Source organism: Hymenobacter plasmatis, assembly GCF_020711255.1.
Classification (GTDB): Bacteria; Bacteroidota; Bacteroidia; order Cytophagales; family Hymenobacteraceae; genus Hymenobacter.
Genome location: NZ_JAJFAW010000009.1, coordinates 161,577 through 180,238, shown reverse-complemented (window position 1 = coordinate 180,238; position 18,662 = coordinate 161,577). Strand labels below are relative to the sequence as shown.

The window sequence follows — 18,662 nt, the reverse complement described above, 5'->3', positions numbered from 1 at the left end:
ATTGCTCGAACAAGCCCCGAATGCCCCGTTCTGTTGCTCGGCGATGCGTGCACTTGGGCAGTTCTGCAACAGCCACGACCCTTTTCCTGAACGCGGAGGCTCAGAGGTAATCCAGCGTGTCCGGAGCCATGCGGTTGGCAGCAAAGTCAGCCCAGTCGGGAAAAAAGGCGGAGTGGGGATACCGTGCGTCCCCGGGCCCGCCCCAGGTCAGGGGCACGACGACCAGCCGACCAACTTCGAGGGCCACCAGCACGTCACCGGTGCCCGCATGTTTGCCCAGCAGCGTGCACTGGTGCCCAAACAAGGAGTGCCCCGGCACTAGCTGGCGCGCCAGTTGGAGCTGAAAGGCCGCCTGCGCCCTTTCCGGCAACCCAGCCCATGGTTCTTGCCAGGGATGGGAACGTGATATAGGCGCGATGTGGCAGAGGCCACAAGGTAGGGCTCACAGCTGAGGGTAAATAATAGGCTCCTTGGGCTAGCTGGTCCATTTCGCGCGCCGATCAATACCGGGCGCGGGCAGACCGGCGTCGCCGAGGGGCAACCCGCGCTCCTCGGGGGACCGGGGTTCTGGCGTGACCCCGAAGGCTTGGAGCAGCGCCAGCAACAGGGCCGGGTCGGGGGCCGTGCCGGGGGCGGGGTCGTGGGCCAGCACGGTATCGAAGGCCCGCGCCACGGCCGGGCCGGCCTCGCGCCCGAAGGCCATACCCCAGTCGCCAAAGCGCCGCCCGGGGGGACCGGGGCCTTCGCTGACGGTGACGACGTGTTGGTGGCGCGGGTCGCGCTGAATGCGGGCGTAGAGGGCGCGCACCGCCGCTTCGGGGCCTTCGAGCACCTGCACAAAGCGGCCCTGGTCGTAGAGCAACAGGCCGGTGAGCCGATGGGCCGCGTTGAACGTGCGGGCCGTGGCCAGCAGGTCCTGGAGCTGCCCCTCGCTGAAGGGCGCGGTGGCGTGGCTGCGGTAGAGCACGTGGTACTGGCTGGCCTCGAGCAGGCCGATGACTTCGTCAAGGGTGAGCTCGCCCAGGCGGTAGTGCTCGAGCAGTTGACGCTCGTAGCGCTGGGGGGAGAGGGCGGTGTTGGCGGTCAAGGCCAGGGCCCAGTCGATTGCGCGCCGGGGCTGGGCCTCGGTGGCCGGGGGGGGAGGAAGCATTTTTTAGGAACGTGTACGCCTCCTAGCCTTATTCGACGGATATATATTGAATAATACTTGCGATAAGTAATATTTTTTTATGAAGAAGGCCTTCGCCCCAACGCCCTTGCACGTCTTCTTTCAGCAGCATAACGACAGCATCGTCGTCTACCACCGCGGATCCTCGTGGAATAACGCGCCGAAATGTCTCATCGTGGCCAAGCACCGGGGCGGCGTGGACGCGTTCACCTACACCAGCCCCTAGCGAGACGGGCTGGGCCACTACTACCCCGGCCAGCTCACCGGCCACTTTAGCCATGAAGGCGCCCGTTTTCGCGCGACGCGGCCCGATACGAACCGCTACCTCGTGCCCCGTGACGGGACCCGTCGGCGCTGCGGCGTACCTGGCAGCAGCTGCACCCCGCATGGTTCTGGGCCGTGGGAGGCGGCGGCAACCGGCCCGATGGCCCGATGGGCTGCCCCGTTGAGGACGGGGGCGAGTACGTCTTTTACCTCATCGACCAACAGGCCATCCGGGTTGTACGCTTTTACGCCCCGGCGGAGCAGGAAGCCTGTGGGGGCATGACGCGAACCGGGTGCAGGCCTTGGCCACGAGCCAAGCGATGCCGGCATTGATTCTGAGTGCACGATAACGGCTCGTTTTGCTATTCTGACCGTGGCGGTTGCAGAACGCCCCGCCGGGCGCGCCGGCAGCTAAGCAACCGGTCAGTCACCGTTAAAAAGCCCGGGGCGGACTCTCTGCTCACTGAACCGGCAATCCAAAGGGGGCTAGTAATGAAATCGATAGTTCAGCAACAGCCACGACCGTTTGAATGAACGTCAAATCTTATCGCCATGGGCCTTAGCGATTTACCTTATGCAATATTTGGGATGCGCCACCAGCTATGGTCGAATATCATGCTTTCCTTGCAGCAGTAGGGGTAGTACAAGGGGACGAACAAAAATACTCGTGCGGGCCGTTGGGCGAGCCCTTCCTCCCAACTCGTCGGGTCGCGCAGCAGGCGCTCTTGTCTGGCGGAAATGCCCGCGGGCAAGGGAAAATCGGCGCAACCCCGCAGGCGGAGGTGCTTTTTTAGCTCCTTATCGCGCCCCGTAATGCAACGTTACGACCCCCGAACCGAGCGTTCTCGATTCCAGCAATTTCAAATTGCTCTGCTGTATTGGGCCATCAAACAGCCGGATGCCTTCCCCTAGTAAGATGGGGTGCAGCGTTAATTTATATTCATCGACCAGCCCGAGCTGCATCAGACTTTTGGCCAGGCCGGGGCTTCCGAATATCACCAGGTCTTTGCCGGGTTGCCGTTTCAGGTGGTTCACCGCTTCCACAACATTGCCGTTGACCAGCGTCGTATTATGCCAGTCCGCCCGGGGCAAGGTGGTGGAAAAGACGAATTTCGGAATTGCCTGCACCCAGCGCGCGTGTTCACGTTCCTGTTTGCTGGCGGTTGGATCGGCCAACACGGTGGGCCAGTACCCGGCCATTAACTGATACGTCTGCTTGCCGTAAACAGCAGCACCGACCGTTTTTACCAGTTCGTCGGCGAATCGTTGCAATTCCTCATTGTACGACAAAAAATCGAGGCCGCATTGAATATCACCTGCAAAACCATCCAGCGACATGTGTGCGAACAAAACCAATTTTCTCATTTTTAGGGTTTTTACCTTGGTTTGAATTAGAAATCTCAAGAAGTCAATGAACGCATAGGTAGCGAGCCATTGAGTAGGGAGAACTCCGGACGACCCTGTTGTTGCCCGTCTGATGTACCCCGCCAACGAGCAAAGCCGCTGGGCCGAAAAAATGCTCCTTTGGCTAGCCGGACTGTTTTTTGAAGGTCAACTCTCTGACTTGGCTTCGGGTTAAGGTGTCGCGCATGGCCCGGTTATTCGTTGCGGCCGTTCTCACGCATGGTGCGGCCATGGTGCGGGTTGAGGCCAGCTAACAACCAAATTGCCGGAGGTGATGGTCCGTGTGTTTATAGGCATGGTACCCAATTTGTTCCCTGGTCATTTTCCCAAAAAAAGGATGCACAAAGCTGTGGTCGGGGAAAGAATACTGGGCGTAGTCATGTACCAAGCCAACCCATCTGCTTTTTTCCGCTGCAAAGTCGCCGGTCGTTTCGTTCACCTGGAGTGCAGGAATAGTCGGATTCCCTCGCCGCATGGGCCGGTCGTCTTTCACCTCGTTTTTCAGCAGGATTCTTCCTAGCAAACGCCCCATTAAGGCGCGAGGATGGGTTTGGTTCTGCAGAATCATTTCGTGCGCTAAAGCACAATGCTTCAGCATCTGATACGCATTCATGCGGCCCCACTGCGCACTGCTGTCCTCGTGCAGACCGTGCATTCGGTCTATTAATTCTTTTTGGGTTGGCTTGTCAAAGATGGTCTTCATTTCATGCTCAGATTAGTTGTAGGAATACCGGGTACCGTTCCCGTTTGGAAGTGATACTACCGGCCTGGCATTTGCTGCAACGTCCACGTATTGCCATCGGGGTCTTGGAAGCCCGCGTATAGCATGCCACCGCCCAGGTCTTGAATTCCGCCCATGGGCACTCCGCGGCCGGCCAGCTCGGCGCGGGCCTGGCCCAAATCGGCGACCACCAAGTGCAAGCCGCGTAACGAGCCGGCCGCCATGGCCAAGCCGTTCAGCCCCCGGCTCAACACAATCGAGCAGGCCGAGCCCGGTGGGGTCAGCTGCACCACCCGCACCGTGGGGCTGGGCTGCACGTCGTGGTCGAGCACAAAGCCGACCTGTTCGGCATAAAATGTTTTGGCGCGGTCGATGTCGATGACCGGTACTGGCACGAGTTCAAATTTTAAATCCATCAGGCCGCAGAAGTAAGGGTAATACGTTTGATTTGAGAGGTATAGAAGCGGTTAAGGCAGTCGTCTGCCGAACCATTTTACGCCGTAAGCGGGGTGGCCAAGGCGAGCAACCGCCTTAGCGTCGCAGGGCTCCCACGTGCCGGTAGGTGTTGAGGAGCACGCCCGTGGACGTCGCCTGCGAACTGACGAACGCGAGTTCGCGCGGGGCGGCACTTTCCGAAAACAAGCGTTTGCCCCAGCCCAGCAAGACCGGGTAGACCAACAGCACCACCTCATCGACCAATCCCTGGTCGAGCAATAGAGTCGTCAGCGTGGAACTGCCGCAGACAATCAGGTCCGGGCCGTCCGTGGCTTGGACGCGGCGAATTCCCGCCAGGATGTCGGTGCCCAAGTCCTGGACCGGGCCCCAGGCGAGGCTTTCCGGCCGGTGGGTCGCCACGTATTTGGTGGCCGCATTCAGCCCGCTGGCCATCGGACTATCCCCGGCCTGGGGCCAGAAGCCAGCCCAGGCATCGTAGGTGCGGCGGCCCAGCAGCAAATCGAATCTACTGCCATATGCCTCAACCACGGCCGCCAACCCGGCCGGCGTGCGATACGGCATCGTCCAGTTGCCGTGCCCGAAGCCGTCGCCGTTCTCGTGCTGAATCACGCCGTCCAGGGAGATGTGCTCTATGATTCGAATCTTTCTCATGTTGGTTGCGGGTGGGGTAGTATGGGGTGGTAAACTTGAGGTGGGTTGTGTGGGAGCCTGCCCCGGGTAGCGGACCCCGGCGGGCCCCACTGAGCGCGCCCGGGTCCCGATTAGTTTCCGGTGGGCCGTGGCTTGGGCGGGAAGACAAGGCGAAAGGCCTGCAGCGCCGCGGGGTGGTAAATGGTGGCGTGCGTCTCGGCCGGCAGCGGCTGATAATACCAGGTGAGCTGGCCCTTCGGAGCGCCTCGTAGCACCGACGCCAGGTGCTGCGACTCGGGTATTTTTTCGCTGTCGCGGCTCGAGGCCACGTACAACGTTTTGGCCGGGCCGGAATAGGCGCGCAGCATCTTATCGGCCTGGCCCACCAGCTGGCCCCGGTTCCACCACACGCTGGGGTCAAACGCCACGTAGGTATCAAACAGGGCCGGTTCCAGCAGCCACGTTTCCACCACAAACAAGCCGGCCAGCGACTCCCCGACGATGGCCGTCTCGGCCGTGGTGCGGTAGCGTTGCCGGATGAGGGGCATCAACTCCGTGCGAATAAACGTGCGGTAGGCCGCGGACCCGCCGACCCGCGGGGCAATTTTGCGGTCTTCCGGGTCCGTGGTCGGGCCGGTGAGGTCGCGCCGGCGCTCGGTGTTTTCGATGCCCACCAGGATAAAGGGGCGCATGGTGCCGTTGCCGGTCAACACCTGCACCAGCCCGGCCACGTGCACAAAGTCTTCGCCCAGGCCGCCGTCGGGCATGTACAGGACCGGCAGGCGGGCACTGGCCGCCGAGTCGGCGTAGGCGGGCGGCAGGTACACGTTGATGCGGCGGGTTTCGCCGAGCGCTGCCGAGGCGAGCGTAAAGGTTTGCCCGATGGCCAGCGGGACGGGGCGCTCCTGGGCCCGCGCCGCCGGGCCGGCGGCCAGGCCCAGGGCACATAACAAGAACAACGGCAGATAAGGCGCTTTCAAAGTCAGAGCTAAGGAGAGGAAAGGAGAGGGAAGCGGCTAGCCTGGTGCCCCGTGAAAGGCGGACAGGTTGTCGCGGTAGCTGCGGGTCCACTTGAGCGTTTCGCCGTTGTGCAGTTTCACCAGGTACTCGCCGTTGAAGTAGGTTTCGAGCTCGGCGATGTGGTTCAGGCCCACGATGCAGGAGCGGCTGATGCGGGTAAAATCCAGCGGGGCCAGCTGCGGCTCAAGCTGCGTGAGGCTCTGGTAGATGAGGTGGGTGCCGGTGGCCGTGTGCACGCGGAGGTAGTTGCGGTCGGCCTCGAAATACAGGATGTCGGCCGTTTTCACGAAGAAGAGCCGGCGCTGCTCTTTCACGAGCAGGCGCTGCAGAAAACCGGGCGGCGGGCCCACGGCGGCCAGCAGGGGTGGCAGCGCGGGGCGGGGCGCGGCGGCGCGGCGCGGGGCCAGGGCCTGCTTCACCCGTTCCACGGCCTGCTGAAAGCGCAGCCGGTCGAAGGGCTTGAGCAGGTAATCCGTCGCGCTGACTTCGAAGGCGCGCAGGGCGTAGGCGTCGTAGGCGGTGGTGAACACCACGAACGGCTGGTGGTGGGGCCAGACTTCGCGCAACACCTCGAAGCCGTCGAGCTCCGGCATCTGTACATCCAGAAACACCAGGTCGGGCCGCAGCTGCAGGATTTGCAGCACCGCCTCGGTCCCGTTGGCGGCTTCGCCCACCACTTCCACGGCGGGCTCGTCCCGGAGAAAGGTGTGGATGATGCGGCGCGAAATCTGTTCGTCGTCCACAATCAGGGCGCGGTAGCTCATACGGAGGCGGGGGCAGCGTAAGTAAGGTCCTGGACCGGCGCGGGGGCTTCGGCAAACGGCACGCGCAGCCTCACCACGGTGCCGCCCGTGGGGGGCTGGCCGAACTCGAGGTGGGCGCCGCCGTGGTAGAGCTTTTCGAGCCGGGCCCGGGTGTTGCTCAGGCCAATGCCTTCGGCCGCGCCATTGCGCCGGGGGCGGGCCGGCCGGGTGGCACCCGGGCCGTTGTCGTGCACTTCCACCAGCAGCTGGTCCCCCTCGCGGCGGGCCTCGATGCGCAGCAGGGCGTCGCCGGCCAGCTGCTCGATGCCGTGCACCATGGCATTTTCCACCAGCGGCTGCAGCAGGAACTGCGGAAACAGGCCCCCGCGCACGTCGGCGTCGATGGCCAGCTCAATGCGCAGGCGGTCCTGGAAGCGAATCTGCTGGATGTGCAGGTACTTGGTCACAAACTGCAGCTCCTCCCGCAGGGGAATCAGCTGCGCCTCGCCGTTGGCCAGCACGGCCCGCAGCAGGTCGCTGAGCGAGGTGACCATGGCCATGGCCCGGTCGTTTTCCTGCTCGAGAATCAGCCCCACGATGGCGTGGTGGGTGTTGAAGAGAAAGTGGGGGTTGAGCTGCATCTTCAGGGCCTGCAGCTGGGCGCCCGCCAGCTGGGCCTTGAGCTGCTCGTTGGCCAGCTCGTAGCGGGTGTTCTGGTGGTGCAGGGCCTGGTTGCGGTAGGCGTAGGCCACCACGCTGTACACCAGCACCAGCAGCAGGTACAGGGCCAGCGAATTGCTCAGCCGCAGCAGCATGCTGGCCCACACGCCGTCGGGGGCCCAGGCGCGGCCTGTGCGCAGCCCCAGCACCTGGTATAGCAGGCCGTACACCAGCCCGGAGATGAGCAGGTTGAGCAGAAACAGCGCCCCCAGGTGCAGCAGCAGGTGGCGGGCCAGCCTGCCCGCCCGCCGCGGCGTGGTGAGGGGCGCGCGGTGCGCCAGGTACAGGATCAGGGGCGTGCTGAGCCACCAGAGCCCGCTGCGCAATGCCATGTCCAGCGTCTCCGTGCGCGTGAGGCCGTGGCCGCCCTGCAGCGACCAGTAGGCCGAAGTTTGCAGGTAGCCCAGCAGGGTAAAGCTGCTCCAGAACGCGGCCGCCAGGGCCCAAAACACCCCGCGGCGAAGGGGAATGCCAGCGGCCTGAAATACGGTTTGCAAAATGTTCATCACCCTGAATGTACGCCTCTACCCAATTGCTTGACCTATGTGCTCCAGAAACGCGGCCCGCCGTACAGCATGCTGCGGCTCGGTGCTTACAGGTACGACAGCCACCAGTGCGAATGGCGCCGCTTGTAACCGGCGTACCAGCGGCAGGGCCAGTACAGCGTCAGCACCACCAGCACCCACACCGCATAGGCCCGCAACAGGCTCGGCTGGTAGGCGGCGGGCCATTCCTTGACCGAGGCAAAAGAGAAGTTCACCGGGTGCCCAAAGGCCAGCCGGGTCCAGACCCAGGCCGCGCCGCTGACGAGCAGCAGGTGGGCGACAAAGTAAAATAAGGGCACCTGCCCGAAGGTGCGCGCCCACCGGGCCGGCCGGCTCGTCGGCGACTCCGTCACGCTCAGCAGCAGCAGCGCCCCGCCCAGGGTCAGGCACAAAAACAGCAGGGAGGGCGGGTACTTCGTCACGTTCAGAAAGGAGAGGATGGTGTAGCCCAGGCCACGCGGCTGCGCACCCCAGGGCGCGGGGTCGCCGTACCAGTTGGTGGCCCGCAAGGTCAAAAACAGCCCCAGCGCCAACAGGCCCGCCCAGCGCAGGCGCCGGTTGCGCTGCGGCAGCGGCAGGGTAAACCAGGGCCCCAGCACGTAGCCGGCCAGCAGCACGCCCAGCCACGGCCCCACGGAATATGCCACCAGCAGCGGCGGCAGCCCAGTTACTGGCAACACAAAGGGCGGGTTGTGCAGCAGCGCCCAGCCCGCATTGCCCGCCGTCACGGGCTGAATAACCGGCAGGGCGTCGTGCCCGGCGATGATGACCACGGCCAGCACCGCCAGCGCGCTGCGCGGCAGCCAGACCAGGGCGGCCAGCAGCACCATGCTTCCGCCAATGGCCCAGAGGACCTCCAGCAGGATGAGGTTGTACTGCCACTGCAGCACCAGGCTGATGAGGACTACCTCTACCGCTACCAACCACAGCCCACGCGTTAGCAAAAAGCCACTCGTGCGGGCCCGGGAAACCTGTTTTCGTGCCGACAGCCAGATGCTCACGCCCGAAAGCAACACGAACGTGGGGGCGCAGAAGTGCGTGACCCAGCGCGTGAAAAACAGCGCGGCGGAGGCGTGCGCCACGTCCTCCGCCCGCATCGTCATGGGCGACCAGAATTCGCGGATGTGGTCCAGGGCCATGAGGACCATGGCCACTCCCCGCACCACGTCGACGGCTTGTACCCGCGCCGACCCGGGCACCACGGGAGCCGCTACGCGTTCGTCCCAGCCAAGCTGCGCGGTCGACGTGCTAGCCGCCGGGGCGGGGTTTACAGAACGGTACTGCGGCAGTGCCATGGGGTCTTGCGAAGTGTTAATTCACTGCGAAGTAATCAGGCCATCCCCACGGCTCCTACCAAAACTTTCCGGGCCGAAGCATTTTTTATCCCACCCGAGCCCTGTGCTATCCCAATGCGAGGAGCCGGTCATGCTTCCCTATTTCAGGGCGTTTTCGGGGTTGGCTGAATGGGGAAGCTGGTCACCTTGCCTCCTGGTTGCCTTTCGACCGTTTTTCTGAACTTCGTTCCGCTTGGCGTACACTCGCCCATCAACCCACTTGGCGGGCCGTGTTATTGGTCGCTCCCCTCGTGAGTAGCGCCGGCACGGTGCCCGGTCGCGCTCCCTTCCGGCGTATCCGCCGGTCCTTCACCGGGCGGGTTCGTGGCTCAAGGGGAGGCACCGGATTGGGGCCGGTCGCTACCCGGGACCGCCGGGCGGGGGAGCGGGCTGTTGCTGGCCGCCCAGGGGCGGGGGGATGCGGTGAACCGGCGGTGACAATACGCCACGGCGATGGCAAACAGGGCCGAAAAGACGCCCAGTCCTGCGTTGTAGTACGGCGGGGCCACCAAGGAGAACCGCAGGAAGACCGTGACCAGCACGAAGGCCGAATACCGGAAGAGCTCAGCATAGGCGCGCGTGTAGCGGAAGGCGACGAGCAGCAACAGGAGGTCGGCAAAAATCAGGACCAGGTAAAACCGCCCCACCGAGGGCACCAAGTGGCCCGTGCGCCAAGCCTGGGCCCCGTCGTGCGCGGCCAGGGCCAGCAGAGCCCCGAGCACCAGCAGGGCAATGCCTTGCTTGAGCCGCACGAAGGCGTGGCGGTGCGCTTCGGGCGCGACGGGGCGGTGGCGTTGCTGGGCGTAGTACACGCCCAGCAGCAGAAACACCAGCAGCGCCCCCACCCCGTCGGCCATCATTTTATACACCGAGCCCAGCTGGCGGTACACGGGCCACGCAAAGTGGTAGTGCGCAAATTCTTTGAAGGAGGAACGCACCAGCACCAGGCTCAAGATGCCGATCTGCTTGCCCAGGGAATTGGCAATGGAGGCCGGGATGACAAACACTAGGCTGATCATCTCAAAAAACAAGAGCAGGGTAAAGGTGATTTCCACCGCGTGCAGCACGTGCACGCGGCCCCACCACCCCGGTAGGGCGAACCACCCCGAGGCATTCACCAGGGCCAGGGCCACGGTGCTGCCAAACACCGCCACCAGCGCCCCGCTCAGCGCGCGGGCCATGTGCGCGCTTTCCCACGCCCCGTGCAACCGCAGGTACGCAAACTGGACGGCGGCAGCGACGGATTTCACGGGGGCAGGGGCGAGGGGCAGGGGCTTATTTAGTACTGGAACGGGCCGTAAAAGTTGGCATTGCCACGGGCTGCCGGTGGGGCCCCGGTGTTGGTTCCGGGCGGGCGCGCCGGCGGCCTTTCTGGGTAGGCGTGGCCCCGGAGGGCGGGGCATAGGACCGGCATTGCGCCAAGCCTTCCTTTTCCCATTCAGCTCCACTTCTGCGTGCCGTTCCCTTCCTCTCTAGCGGAGGCGCCCGAAGCCGGGCTAGGCCCCCGGTAGGTGGGCGCGGCTACTTGAGCTAGCCGAACAGGCCGTGGGTTTCCCCCTGAGGACCGGCCGTAAAGTACAAGTGCTGCTGGTCGTCGGCGTTCACCCCGGTGGTGGGGAAGGCCAGCGCTCACAGCCCCTCAGGCCCTGCCCAAAGAGTTGTAGCCAGTGGATAAGCTCTTGTCTCCGCGTGCAAAATTCCTCCTATTTCTGGACGTTATTCTCTGGAGCCGAAACGACGGCGGGCAGGCTACTAGCCGCTTGGTGGTCGCGCTGCTGGGCCAACCATTCCAACGCGGGCGCTTCGTGCGTGAACCAGGCCAGGTGTACCGCGTGGGTGTGCCAGTCCTGCGGATCGGAGTAGCCCTTGGCCAGCAGGCCTGCCCAAACGAAGGGAGGAACCAGGAATGCTATGAAAAACGGCCGGCCGAGTACCGCGCGCACCCGAGGCAAGTACTCTTCCCGCAACCAATCGTGCAGTTCCTGGGGCTGCTCTCGCTGGTGGTGCCGCCCGTCCAGCAGCCAGCACGTGCACTGGTGGCGTTGGGCCATGGCCAGCAGCAATTCGCAGCTTTCGGTGACTTCTTCTGCACTCAACGGGCGCTGGCCCGCCCCTCGCACCAAGGGCGGGTCGCATTCATAGGTAGCCCGGTAAAAGCTAAGCTCCGGAAGTAAAAGCAGGTCGGGTGACATATGGCAAACAAATATAGACCAAGGAATAGTTATACCACCTAATTGCACGGTGCAAATACCGGCGGCATTACCAGTTCCCTTGCTGCTCCTTCAGCTTCCGTAAAACGCCAAATCACCTGACCGTTTATTTGAACCCTTCCGCCTCCCAGGAAACGGGAGAGGAACCCCGCGTTTACCCTATGACTCGCTGCAGGATCGGGCGGCGAGGTGCCAGTAGTTGCCCCGGCCATCGGCCAGGGCATGGACGTCGAAACGGTCGGGCTTCCCGGTGGCAAACACGCGGCAGCAGGCAAACAAGCCGTTTTCGCGGGCGTTGGAGTAGAGCGTCAGGAAGGTTTGTTCAGGCCGTTCGAGAGGGCCGAGCATCTGCTGCCCGGCGGGGTTCAGATACTCACAGGCAAAGTCCGTGACAGCGGCCCCGTCGGGGCCGTAGCGGGGGCGCCACAAGGCCAGGCCGGTGAAGGAAACCGCCAGCAGGGCGTGGAGCTCAGAACTGGGGAGGGGTGGGGGAGGGTATTGGGAAGCGGGAAAGGAAAGCTGTGGATCAGGCCCTGTAAACATCTAGCGGGCTGCCCGTGCTTCCATACGGGGCGGGTGAAGGCCGAGCGGTGTGGGCGCCTTGGACCGGGAGGGCCGCCGTTGGCGTTGGCCGCGAGTCGGAAGGGTGCGCGGCCGCGCTGGCTATGGCCGTAGGCGCGCTTTTTACCTGCCGATTAGGCGAAAACCAGTACCGGCCATTTACGCCCCTTGGACCGGGAGGCGGGCCTTCGGGATGGGGCGCACAGCCCTTAGGAAGACCTCAGCCCGGGCTCTGTTCGTATCGAAGTCGGGGCCGTGCGCCGGGCCCGCGGCTCGTAGCGCACCCAGTCGGGCGTATAGTGCACCCCACCGAATAAGTAGAGCATCAGCATACGTGAGTAGCGCACCGAGAGTGGCGTAAAGAGCATGGCGGTCAGCCCCACGACCACCACGTACACCCAAATCTCGGGGTCGCCGAAGAGGAAGTACAGCGCCGCGGCCGTGACGGCAAAAATGGCCACCGAGAAAGCGTAGCTCACAAACATGGCCCCGTAGTAGAAGCCGGGCTCGGGCTCGGTGGGCTGCCCGCACACGGGGCAGACCGCGGGCATGTCGGCAAACTGGAAGCTGAACGCCCGCGACGTAAAGATTTTGCCTTCGTGGCAACGGGGGCAGCGCAGGGCGAGCAGGGCGGAGGTATTCGAGGCAATCGGTGCCATGATTTGCAGGAGCTTGTTGAACGACACAAAATTACGCTCCCCTGCAGGGCAGGTGTCAGCCCATATGCGGGCACCTACCGGACAAATCAACGGATGGCCCCCCTTAACGTACCCGCTGCTGCTGCCGAAAGGCTTCCGGTGTCAGGCCCACGTATTTTTTGAAGTAGCGCGTGAAGTACGAGGCGTCGTCAAAACCCAGGTAGTCGGCGACCTGACTCACCGGGTCGGCGGAGTGGGCCAGCCGCCGCTGGGCCTCGGTGATGACCCGCTCATGAATCAGCTCGCTGGCCGTCTGGTTGAGGAACTGCCGGCACAGGGCGTTGAGGTGGTTGGCCGTCACTGCCAGCCGGTCGGCGTAAAACCGTACGGTTTTCTCGGTGCGGAAATGTGCGTCGAGCAGCTGACTGAAGGCGCGCACCTGCTGCAGGCCGTGCGACGGGGCGTGCCGCTGCTGCTCCGGCCCGTAAAAGCGGCCGGCCAGCTCCAGCAGCAGGTATATATAGGCTCCCACCACTTCGTTGCGATTGGCCGCGGGCGTGGCATTTTCCTCGAATATGCAGGCAAACAGTCCGCGCAGCGTGTTTTCTGTGGGCGGCAGGAAGAGTACGGGGGCGTAAGCTGGGTCAAAAAACGGGTAGGCCGCCAGGCGGCCGGCCGGGTACTGGCGCTGGTAAAAGGCCGCACTGAAAAAGAGGATGTAGCCCTGCGCATCGGGCGACAACACCCAGCTGTGGGCCTGGCCGGGCACCAGGAAGTAGAGCCCGCCGGGCTGCAGCTCGTAGGTGACCAAGTCGATGGTGTGCGTGCCCTGCCCCTGGGTGACGTAGAGCAGCAGGTAGAAGCTGTGGGCGTGGGGCAGGCTCACGACCGGAAAGCGGGCCAGGTGGTCTTCCAGCCGCTCGATGTAGTAGCCCGGGCCGGGCCGGTGGGGCTCGGAAAAGTGCTCAAGGGCCAGTACGGGCAGGTTCGGGGTTTTCATACGCAGGCCCCGGGCAAAGGCGGCCGCGGAATGATTCTGCCCGAACTTACGCAATTTCCGCCCGGCGTTACGGGCCAGCGGCGGGCGCAATACGATGCAGGCAGGTTCGCGGTGCTAATCGTGCGCCGGCGACAGGGCTTCGCGGAAGGCCAACGGCGTCTGGCGCACGTACTTTTTAAAGTAGCGGCAGAAGTACGACGCATCGGCAAAGCCCAGGGCCGCGGCGATAGCAGCCACGGAGGAAACCGACTGGGTCAGCAGCCGTTGCGCTTCGGCCACGATGCGGGCGTGCAGCACGTCGCTGGCGGTCTGGTGCAGCAGCCGGCGGCAGAGGGCATTGAGGTGGTTGGGGCTCAAGGACAGCTGCGCGGCGTAGCCACTCACCGTTTTCAGCGTTCGGAACTGCTGGTCAACCAAGTGGGCAAATGCCCGCACTTGCCGGTGCCGCTCGTCCAGGAACAGCGGTAGCCCCAGGGGGGCCTGGCCAACGGGAGCCACTACCGGGGATGGAAGCGGCAATTCCTTGCGGGGCCGCGGCCGCCCGACGGATGCATGAGTTGGAGACATGAGCGTAAGGAGTTAGTGGTCTCCGGCAAAATTCGTCACCTGGTCACCGTAGCCGGTAGGACAGAGGTGGGCATCTCCGGCACATTTGCGGGCAGAGAAAACAGCGGGATTTAACTCAATCGCCATAGGAAGGTTAGTTGGTCTGCCTGCGCTGCATTAAACCTAGCAACCATATCCCCGAGAGCAATAGCAGGCCGGCTGTGACCGCAGCGACGAAGCACTGCGCTTGGCTTCTGCACGGCGGACAGTTCGTGCCCGGCAGGCACGGTTCGCACAGGGGCTGGTTCACCTGCCACAACGTACACCCCCCCGACTAGCAGCAGTAGAGCGAGCAGCCATGCCGAGGGTATAAAATTGAGCGGAACCTAATTTTTCTTATACTGGAAAAAGTCGACCGATTCCTCCCCGAAACAAATTATCCCTGCAAGCGCGGCAGCGCTGCTGACGCTATCAGGAAGCCGTGGGCTCGGCAGCCGATGTTTTTGGGGCCACTGGATGCTCGACACTCGTCGCCTCTCGGATAAAGCCCGCCTTTAAATGCTCATAAAGCGAGTGCGGGTCGATGAGCGAGGCTACCCCCTGGGCCAGCAGGCCGCTGATGAGCAGCTGGAAAATGGCCGAGTGCCGGTCTGTCATTTCCAGCACCAGGATGGCGGCCGTGAAAGGCGAACGCACCACCCCGGTCAGGAAGCTGACCATGCTTACCAGAATGAGCAGGTTGCGGTCGGCTACGGCCACGTCGAACACCTGGCAGATGCCATCGCCCAGAATGGCCCCGGCACTGAGCGAGGTGGCAAACACACCGCCCGCCCCGCCGCTGCTGTAGCTCAGGGCCATCCCCGCGAAGCGCACCGGAAACAGGTACCAAGGCGTAGCCCCGTTGTTCTGGAACAGCAGGCGGTTGATAATCGGCTTCCCCGTACCCACGCCTTCAATCCCAACCCAGTAGGCCAGCCCGCCCAGCAGCAGGCCGCAGCCCAGCACCCAGCCCGCCTGCGCGGCCAGCGTCGTAAACCGCTGCCGGTAGCGCCCCAGCCACAGGAGCGTTTTGGCAAATACCGCCCCGGCCAGGCCGCACACCAGGGCCACCACGACCACCAGCAGTTGTCCCCAGCCGACGACGGGAATAATTTTAGGGAAACCCAAGTAGAGGTAAGGCCCCAGAAAGGTCTGGGCCGTGAGGCCGGCAATGATAACGGCCGTGAACACGGCCATGCGAAACCGGGCCATGTGCATCTGGGTCAACTCCTCCACCACGAACACGATGCCGCCCAGCGGCGTGTTGAAGGCGGCCGCCAGGCCCGCCGCGCCGCCCGTAACCAGGGCAATCTGCCGCGAGAGATGCGGCCATCCGGCGGGCTGCAATTTGTTGATGGCCCGGAATATGGCCGCCGACACCTGGATAGTAGGTCCTTCGCGGCCAATGACGCCGCCGCCCAGCAGGAGCACGACGCTGCTGAGCACCTTCACCAGGGCCACGCGCAAGCTCAGCAGGTAAGCCGTGCGGTGGTGCTGGCTGGGGCTCGAAAGCTGGATGCCGGCCATCACCTGCGGAATGCCGCTGCCCCGGGCCGCCGGGGCCCCCTGCCGCACCAGAAGCCACGATGCCCCAAAGGCCAGTGGCGTGAGGGCAAACGCTAACCACGGCGCCCGCGTCAGCCAGCTAAAACTCACCTGCTCGGCCCAGCCAAATACCTTTTCGTAGCCCACGGCCACCACGCCGGTGAGAATGGAGGCCACCCAGAACGGGAAGCTCTGCAGAATCAACCGCCGCACCCGGTCCGTGTACAGCGGTTGGATAACGTGCCGGTCGAGCCAGGCGAGCAAGCGGGTGTAACGGGATAGGGAATCAGGCATTCAGGGAAATTTCGGGTGAATGGCCGCCGGGGCCCGGCGGGCAGAACTACGCCATGCTTTTCGGCAAGGTCGGGACTTTTACGTGGGGGTTGGGTGAATCCGGGAAGCTGGCCATTGGCCTTTACCAGCATGACCCGCGCAACGCAGCCGGGACCGATATCCTGTCGCTTCATTGCCGTGCTGCACGGGATGGCACCCAGACCGTGATTCCGGTAGATTATTTGCCCACGGACCACGTGGCCCCGGCCTTTCGGGCGGAGCAGGCGGGTAATAAGCCGCCATTGCCCGTCTGGAAGCACAGCAATAGTCCTCCCAAGACCAGGCAGGCTACTTTACCGGAATAGCCGCTTCTACCAGCAATTGCACGGGCTGCCGCCCCCCCACCCGCAGCTGCAGCCACTGGCGCAGGCGGCCCTGCTCAGCGGCGGGCAAGGGCCCGCGGCTGCGCACCGATACCACCAGCGTGGTGTCGGCCCGGAGCGAGTCGGCCGCAGGCGTGGCCAGGCGGCTCAGGCCGAGCTGGCGCACGGCGGGATGCTCTACCTGCACCTCGCGCAGCAGGGCGGTGGCAGTGGGCAGGCGCGGGCCGGCCGCGGCCGAGTCGCGCTGGCCCAGCAGCTGCTGCAGTTGGGCCAGGCGGGTGTCGTAGCCCGCCAGGGTTTGCTCGTTGCGGCTGCGCAGGTCTTCTAACAGGCTGCTGCGCAGGGCGTGGGCATCGGCCGAATCAAGCTGGGCCAGGCCTTGCCGCACGGTAAGCCGGGTGCGGCGCAGGTGGTACTCGGCCAGTCGGGCCTGCATGGTGCGCAACTGGGCGGGCGTGAGCACGCGGCCCGTCAGGAGCACGTTGATGGTGCGCGTGTCGTACTCGATGCGCCGGGTCACGACGTAGGCCCCGGGCAGGTTCAGTTCCTCGTCCACGAAGCGCTGGGCATTGTGTTCGAAGGTGGTGCGGCGCACAATGCCGGCGGCTAGCCACACACTGGGCACGGCCGTGAGGATGGCCACCGTCCAGAACAGCAGCTGGGCCCGCCGGGCCTGCCGGGGGTTCGCAAACTCGTGGTGCGGCAGTGGCAGAATCCGGGCTACCAGAAACATGGCCAGGCTGATGAAGGCCGCATTAATAAAAAACAGGTACAGCGCCCCGGCCATAAACGCCCAATGCGCCGTGGCCAGGCCGTAGCCGGCCGTGCACAGGGGCGGCATCAGGGCCGTGGCGATGGACACGCCGGGCACCACGTTGCTCACCTCGCGCCGGGTGAAGCCGATGGCCCCGGCCGCCCCGCCAAACAAGGCAATAGCGACGTCCCAGGAGGTGGGGGTGGTCCGGGCCAACAGCTCGGAACCGGCCTCGGTGAGGGGGGTGAGGCGGAAATACAAGGCCGAAACCACTACGCTGAGCCCGGCCGCGATAGCCAGGTTTTTCAGGCCCCGCCGCACCAGGTCCACATTGGAAACAGCCGCCCCAAAGCCCACGCCCACAATCGGCCCCATGAGCGGCGAAATGAGCATGGCCCCGATAATAACGGCCGTCGAATTCACGTTCAGCCCCACCGAGGCTATTAAAATAGCGAAGAACAACACCCACAAGTTCGTCCCCTTAAAAGCGATGCCGGCCTCTACATCGGCCACAATTTCGGTCGGTTCAGCCATGTCGTGCGCCAGGTCGAACCGGGCGCGCAGCCAGCGCAGCAAGGGTAAATCCATGGGTAAACCGGGGTTATGGGGTGGCCGTCGCTGCCGCAGCGGCAGCCGCTTGGGTGGGGTCGTTGCCCGCTTTCAGCCAGTTGGCAGCGCTGTCCAGGTCTTCAAACACTTGCACTATCAGGTACTGCGCCAGTTCCTGCAGTACGGCTTCGGTGTGCAGGCGGCGGGTGGCGCTGGGGCTCGGCAGCACGGCGTAGCGCACCACCGGCGGCGGCGGGGGCACGGTATGGGGCAGCCACTCGGTCAGCAGCCACTCCCGGTCGGGCGTTTCGAAGGCGGCGGGCATGGCGCGGTGATCGGCCAGAATGCCGCTCAGGCGGTAGCGGGCCAGTAGATTGGCAGCGTGCACGTAGAGGGCCCGCAACTCGGGGCTGCTCATGGGTTCGCCCGTGAAGTGCAGGTAAACAAAGGATTCGGGCACGAACAGCACCGAGCCCACGGCGTTAGAAAAATAAAGTCGGGTGGGAAGCACAAAGAATCGGTAAGTAAATAGGAGTGGTGACGACGGGGATATGATCCCCGGTTTAACCAGCTCAACAGTCGCTTTAACGTAAGGCCCTGAACGGCGGCTGAAAACAGCACCACGGCAACGTCATCGGCACGAACACCTCCGGGTGCAGCGCCGGGGGCAGGCCCAGCGCCAAGGCCTGCGAAATGCCGCCCCGCAGGCCGCCCCAGGTGAGCACCCGCAGGGTTTGCCGGTCGAACGGAGAAAAACGACGAAGCAGCATGAGCGGCAGACCAACAGCGGCCCATCGGGCCAGCAGCACGACCACGATGGCCACGAGGCATTTCAGCAGGGTGGTGCGGCTGATGTCGAGCACCAGCATTTCCAGGCCAATGAGCACAAACAGCACCGCGTTGAGTATCTCGTCCAGCACTTCCCAAAACTTGTCCAGGTACTCCCGGGTCAGGTCCGACATGCTCAGCTCCCGGCCTTTGTCGCCCACAATCAGGCCCGCCACCACGATGGCCAGCGGGCCTGAGGTGTGCAGCGCCGTGGCCCGGGCCGTGCCGCCCATCACCCGGGCCAGGGTAATCACCACCTCCACCTGGTAGTTGTCGATGCTGTACAGCGCCCAAAAAGTTACGTAGCCGAATAACAAAATTGAGTACAAGG

The 18,662-nt window shown here is 64.0% G+C and carries 21 protein-coding genes; 1 reads left to right on the top strand and 20 read right to left on the bottom strand.

The features are described from left to right. Positions 1-100 precede the first annotated feature (100 nt). Together LJ738_RS08980 and LJ738_RS08975 are read right to left on the bottom strand one after the other, a co-directional pair. The gene (locus tag LJ738_RS08980; RefSeq protein ID WP_227785997.1) at positions 101-319 is read right to left on the bottom strand and encodes a hypothetical protein; all 219 of its coding nucleotides are present in this window, start codon (positions 317-319) and stop codon (positions 101-103) included. Positions 320-475: 156 nt separating this feature from the next. Further along, positions 476-1,150, bottom strand: coding sequence for a BLUF domain-containing protein (locus LJ738_RS08975; RefSeq protein WP_227785996.1), 675 nt, complete (start codon positions 1,148-1,150; stop codon positions 476-478). Between the two features lie 79 nt (positions 1,151-1,229). Between LJ738_RS08975 and LJ738_RS08970 the strand changes: the two genes are divergently transcribed. Further along, positions 1,230-1,394, top strand: a complete 165-nt coding sequence (locus LJ738_RS08970) for a hypothetical protein (RefSeq protein ID WP_227785995.1) — start codon at positions 1,230-1,232, stop codon at positions 1,392-1,394. A gap of 836 nt (positions 1,395-2,230) precedes the next feature. On the opposite strand, the gene LJ738_RS08965 is transcribed toward LJ738_RS08970, so the two are convergent. The 18 genes from LJ738_RS08965 to LJ738_RS08880 form a co-directional block, all read right to left on the bottom strand. Further along, positions 2,231-2,797 (bottom strand): dihydrofolate reductase family protein, encoded by a 567-nt coding sequence (locus LJ738_RS08965; RefSeq protein WP_227785994.1) that lies wholly within the window; start codon positions 2,795-2,797, stop codon positions 2,231-2,233. Between the two features lie 289 nt (positions 2,798-3,086). Next, positions 3,087-3,539 (bottom strand): DUF1569 domain-containing protein, encoded by a 453-nt coding sequence (locus LJ738_RS08960; RefSeq protein ID WP_227785993.1) that lies wholly within the window; start codon positions 3,537-3,539, stop codon positions 3,087-3,089. 56 nt (positions 3,540-3,595) lie between these two features. Beyond that, positions 3,596-3,973, bottom strand: coding sequence for a VOC family protein (locus LJ738_RS08955; RefSeq protein WP_227785992.1), 378 nt, complete (start codon positions 3,971-3,973; stop codon positions 3,596-3,598). 115 nt (positions 3,974-4,088) lie between these two features. Next, positions 4,089-4,664 (bottom strand): dihydrofolate reductase family protein, encoded by a 576-nt coding sequence (locus tag LJ738_RS08950; RefSeq protein ID WP_227785991.1) that lies wholly within the window; start codon positions 4,662-4,664, stop codon positions 4,089-4,091. Positions 4,665-4,774: 110 nt separating this feature from the next. Next, a complete protein-coding gene (locus LJ738_RS08945) occupies positions 4,775-5,623 on the bottom strand; it encodes an alpha/beta hydrolase (RefSeq protein WP_227785990.1) in 849 nt (282 codons plus the stop codon). Positions 5,624-5,659: 36 nt separating this feature from the next. After that, positions 5,660-6,427, bottom strand: a complete 768-nt coding sequence (locus LJ738_RS08940; RefSeq protein WP_227785989.1) for a LytR/AlgR family response regulator transcription factor — start codon at positions 6,425-6,427, stop codon at positions 5,660-5,662. Further along, positions 6,424-7,632 (bottom strand): sensor histidine kinase, encoded by a 1,209-nt coding sequence (locus LJ738_RS08935; protein ID WP_227785988.1) that lies wholly within the window; start codon positions 7,630-7,632, stop codon positions 6,424-6,426. Before LJ738_RS08935 ends, LJ738_RS08940 begins: the two co-directional genes overlap by 4 nt. Positions 7,633-7,718: 86 nt before the next feature. Beyond that, a complete protein-coding gene (locus LJ738_RS08930) occupies positions 7,719-8,966 on the bottom strand; it encodes an acetyltransferase domain-containing protein (protein ID WP_227785987.1) in 1,248 nt (415 codons plus the stop codon). A 368-nt stretch (positions 8,967-9,334) separates the two neighbouring features. After that, on the bottom strand, positions 9,335-10,255 hold the full coding sequence (locus LJ738_RS08925; RefSeq protein WP_227785986.1) for a hypothetical protein: 921 nt from the start codon (positions 10,253-10,255) through the stop codon (positions 9,335-9,337). Between the two features lie 453 nt (positions 10,256-10,708). Beyond that, positions 10,709-11,197, bottom strand: a complete 489-nt coding sequence (locus LJ738_RS08920; RefSeq protein ID WP_227785985.1) for a hypothetical protein — start codon at positions 11,195-11,197, stop codon at positions 10,709-10,711. A 177-nt stretch (positions 11,198-11,374) separates the two neighbouring features. Next, the gene (locus LJ738_RS08915; RefSeq protein WP_227785984.1) at positions 11,375-11,644 is read right to left on the bottom strand and encodes a hypothetical protein; all 270 of its coding nucleotides are present in this window, start codon (positions 11,642-11,644) and stop codon (positions 11,375-11,377) included. Between the two features lie 341 nt (positions 11,645-11,985). After that, on the bottom strand, positions 11,986-12,435 hold the full coding sequence (locus LJ738_RS08910; protein WP_227785983.1) for a DUF983 domain-containing protein: 450 nt from the start codon (positions 12,433-12,435) through the stop codon (positions 11,986-11,988). Positions 12,436-12,538: 103 nt separating this feature from the next. Then, entirely contained in the window at positions 12,539-13,414 is an 876-nt protein-coding gene (locus tag LJ738_RS08905) for an AraC family transcriptional regulator (RefSeq protein ID WP_227785982.1), read from the bottom strand. Between the two features lie 114 nt (positions 13,415-13,528). Next, entirely contained in the window at positions 13,529-13,981 is a 453-nt protein-coding gene (locus LJ738_RS08900; protein ID WP_227785981.1) for a helix-turn-helix domain-containing protein, read from the bottom strand. Between the two features lie 450 nt (positions 13,982-14,431). Further along, positions 14,432-15,838, bottom strand: coding sequence for a chloride channel protein (locus LJ738_RS08895; protein WP_227785980.1), 1,407 nt, complete (start codon positions 15,836-15,838; stop codon positions 14,432-14,434). Between the two features lie 327 nt (positions 15,839-16,165). Beyond that, positions 16,166-17,542 (bottom strand): DUF389 domain-containing protein, encoded by a 1,377-nt coding sequence (locus tag LJ738_RS08890; RefSeq protein ID WP_227785979.1) that lies wholly within the window; start codon positions 17,540-17,542, stop codon positions 16,166-16,168. A gap of 13 nt (positions 17,543-17,555) precedes the next feature. Then, on the bottom strand, positions 17,556-18,014 hold the full coding sequence (locus LJ738_RS08885) for a hypothetical protein (protein WP_227785978.1): 459 nt from the start codon (positions 18,012-18,014) through the stop codon (positions 17,556-17,558). A gap of 73 nt (positions 18,015-18,087) precedes the next feature. After that, complete coding sequence (locus LJ738_RS08880) at positions 18,088-18,660, bottom strand: cation:proton antiporter domain-containing protein (RefSeq protein WP_227785977.1); 573 nt, start codon at positions 18,658-18,660, stop codon at positions 18,088-18,090. Positions 18,661-18,662: the final 2 nt, after the last annotated feature.

Coding starts and splice junctions, on each gene's coding strand:
- LJ738_RS08975 (WP_227785996.1), bottom strand. CDS start 1,150: ATGCTTCCTCCCCCCCCGGCCACCGAGGCCCAGCCCCGGCGCGCAATC.
- LJ738_RS08890 (WP_227785979.1), bottom strand. CDS start 17,542: ATGGATTTACCCTTGCTGCGCTGGCTGCGCGCCCGGTTCGACCTGGCG.
- LJ738_RS08940 (WP_227785989.1), bottom strand. CDS start 6,427: ATGAGCTACCGCGCCCTGATTGTGGACGACGAACAGATTTCGCGCCGC.
- LJ738_RS08935 (WP_227785988.1), bottom strand. CDS start 7,632: ATGAACATTTTGCAAACCGTATTTCAGGCCGCTGGCATTCCCCTTCGC.
- LJ738_RS08960 (WP_227785993.1), bottom strand. CDS start 3,539: ATGAAGACCATCTTTGACAAGCCAACCCAAAAAGAATTAATAGACCGA.
- LJ738_RS08910 (WP_227785983.1), bottom strand. CDS start 12,435: ATGGCACCGATTGCCTCGAATACCTCCGCCCTGCTCGCCCTGCGCTGC.
- LJ738_RS08930 (WP_227785987.1), bottom strand. CDS start 8,966: ATGGCACTGCCGCAGTACCGTTCTGTAAACCCCGCCCCGGCGGCTAGC.
- LJ738_RS08950 (WP_227785991.1), bottom strand. CDS start 4,664: ATGAGAAAGATTCGAATCATAGAGCACATCTCCCTGGACGGCGTGATT.
- LJ738_RS08920 (WP_227785985.1), bottom strand. CDS start 11,197: ATGTCACCCGACCTGCTTTTACTTCCGGAGCTTAGCTTTTACCGGGCT.
- LJ738_RS08970 (WP_227785995.1), top strand. CDS start 1,230: ATGAAGAAGGCCTTCGCCCCAACGCCCTTGCACGTCTTCTTTCAGCAG.
- LJ738_RS08955 (WP_227785992.1), bottom strand. CDS start 3,973: ATGGATTTAAAATTTGAACTCGTGCCAGTACCGGTCATCGACATCGAC.
- LJ738_RS08895 (WP_227785980.1), bottom strand. CDS start 15,838: ATGCCTGATTCCCTATCCCGTTACACCCGCTTGCTCGCCTGGCTCGAC.
- LJ738_RS08905 (WP_227785982.1), bottom strand. CDS start 13,414: ATGAAAACCCCGAACCTGCCCGTACTGGCCCTTGAGCACTTTTCCGAG.
- LJ738_RS08900 (WP_227785981.1), bottom strand. CDS start 13,981: ATGTCTCCAACTCATGCATCCGTCGGGCGGCCGCGGCCCCGCAAGGAA.
- LJ738_RS08965 (WP_227785994.1), bottom strand. CDS start 2,797: ATGAGAAAATTGGTTTTGTTCGCACACATGTCGCTGGATGGTTTTGCA.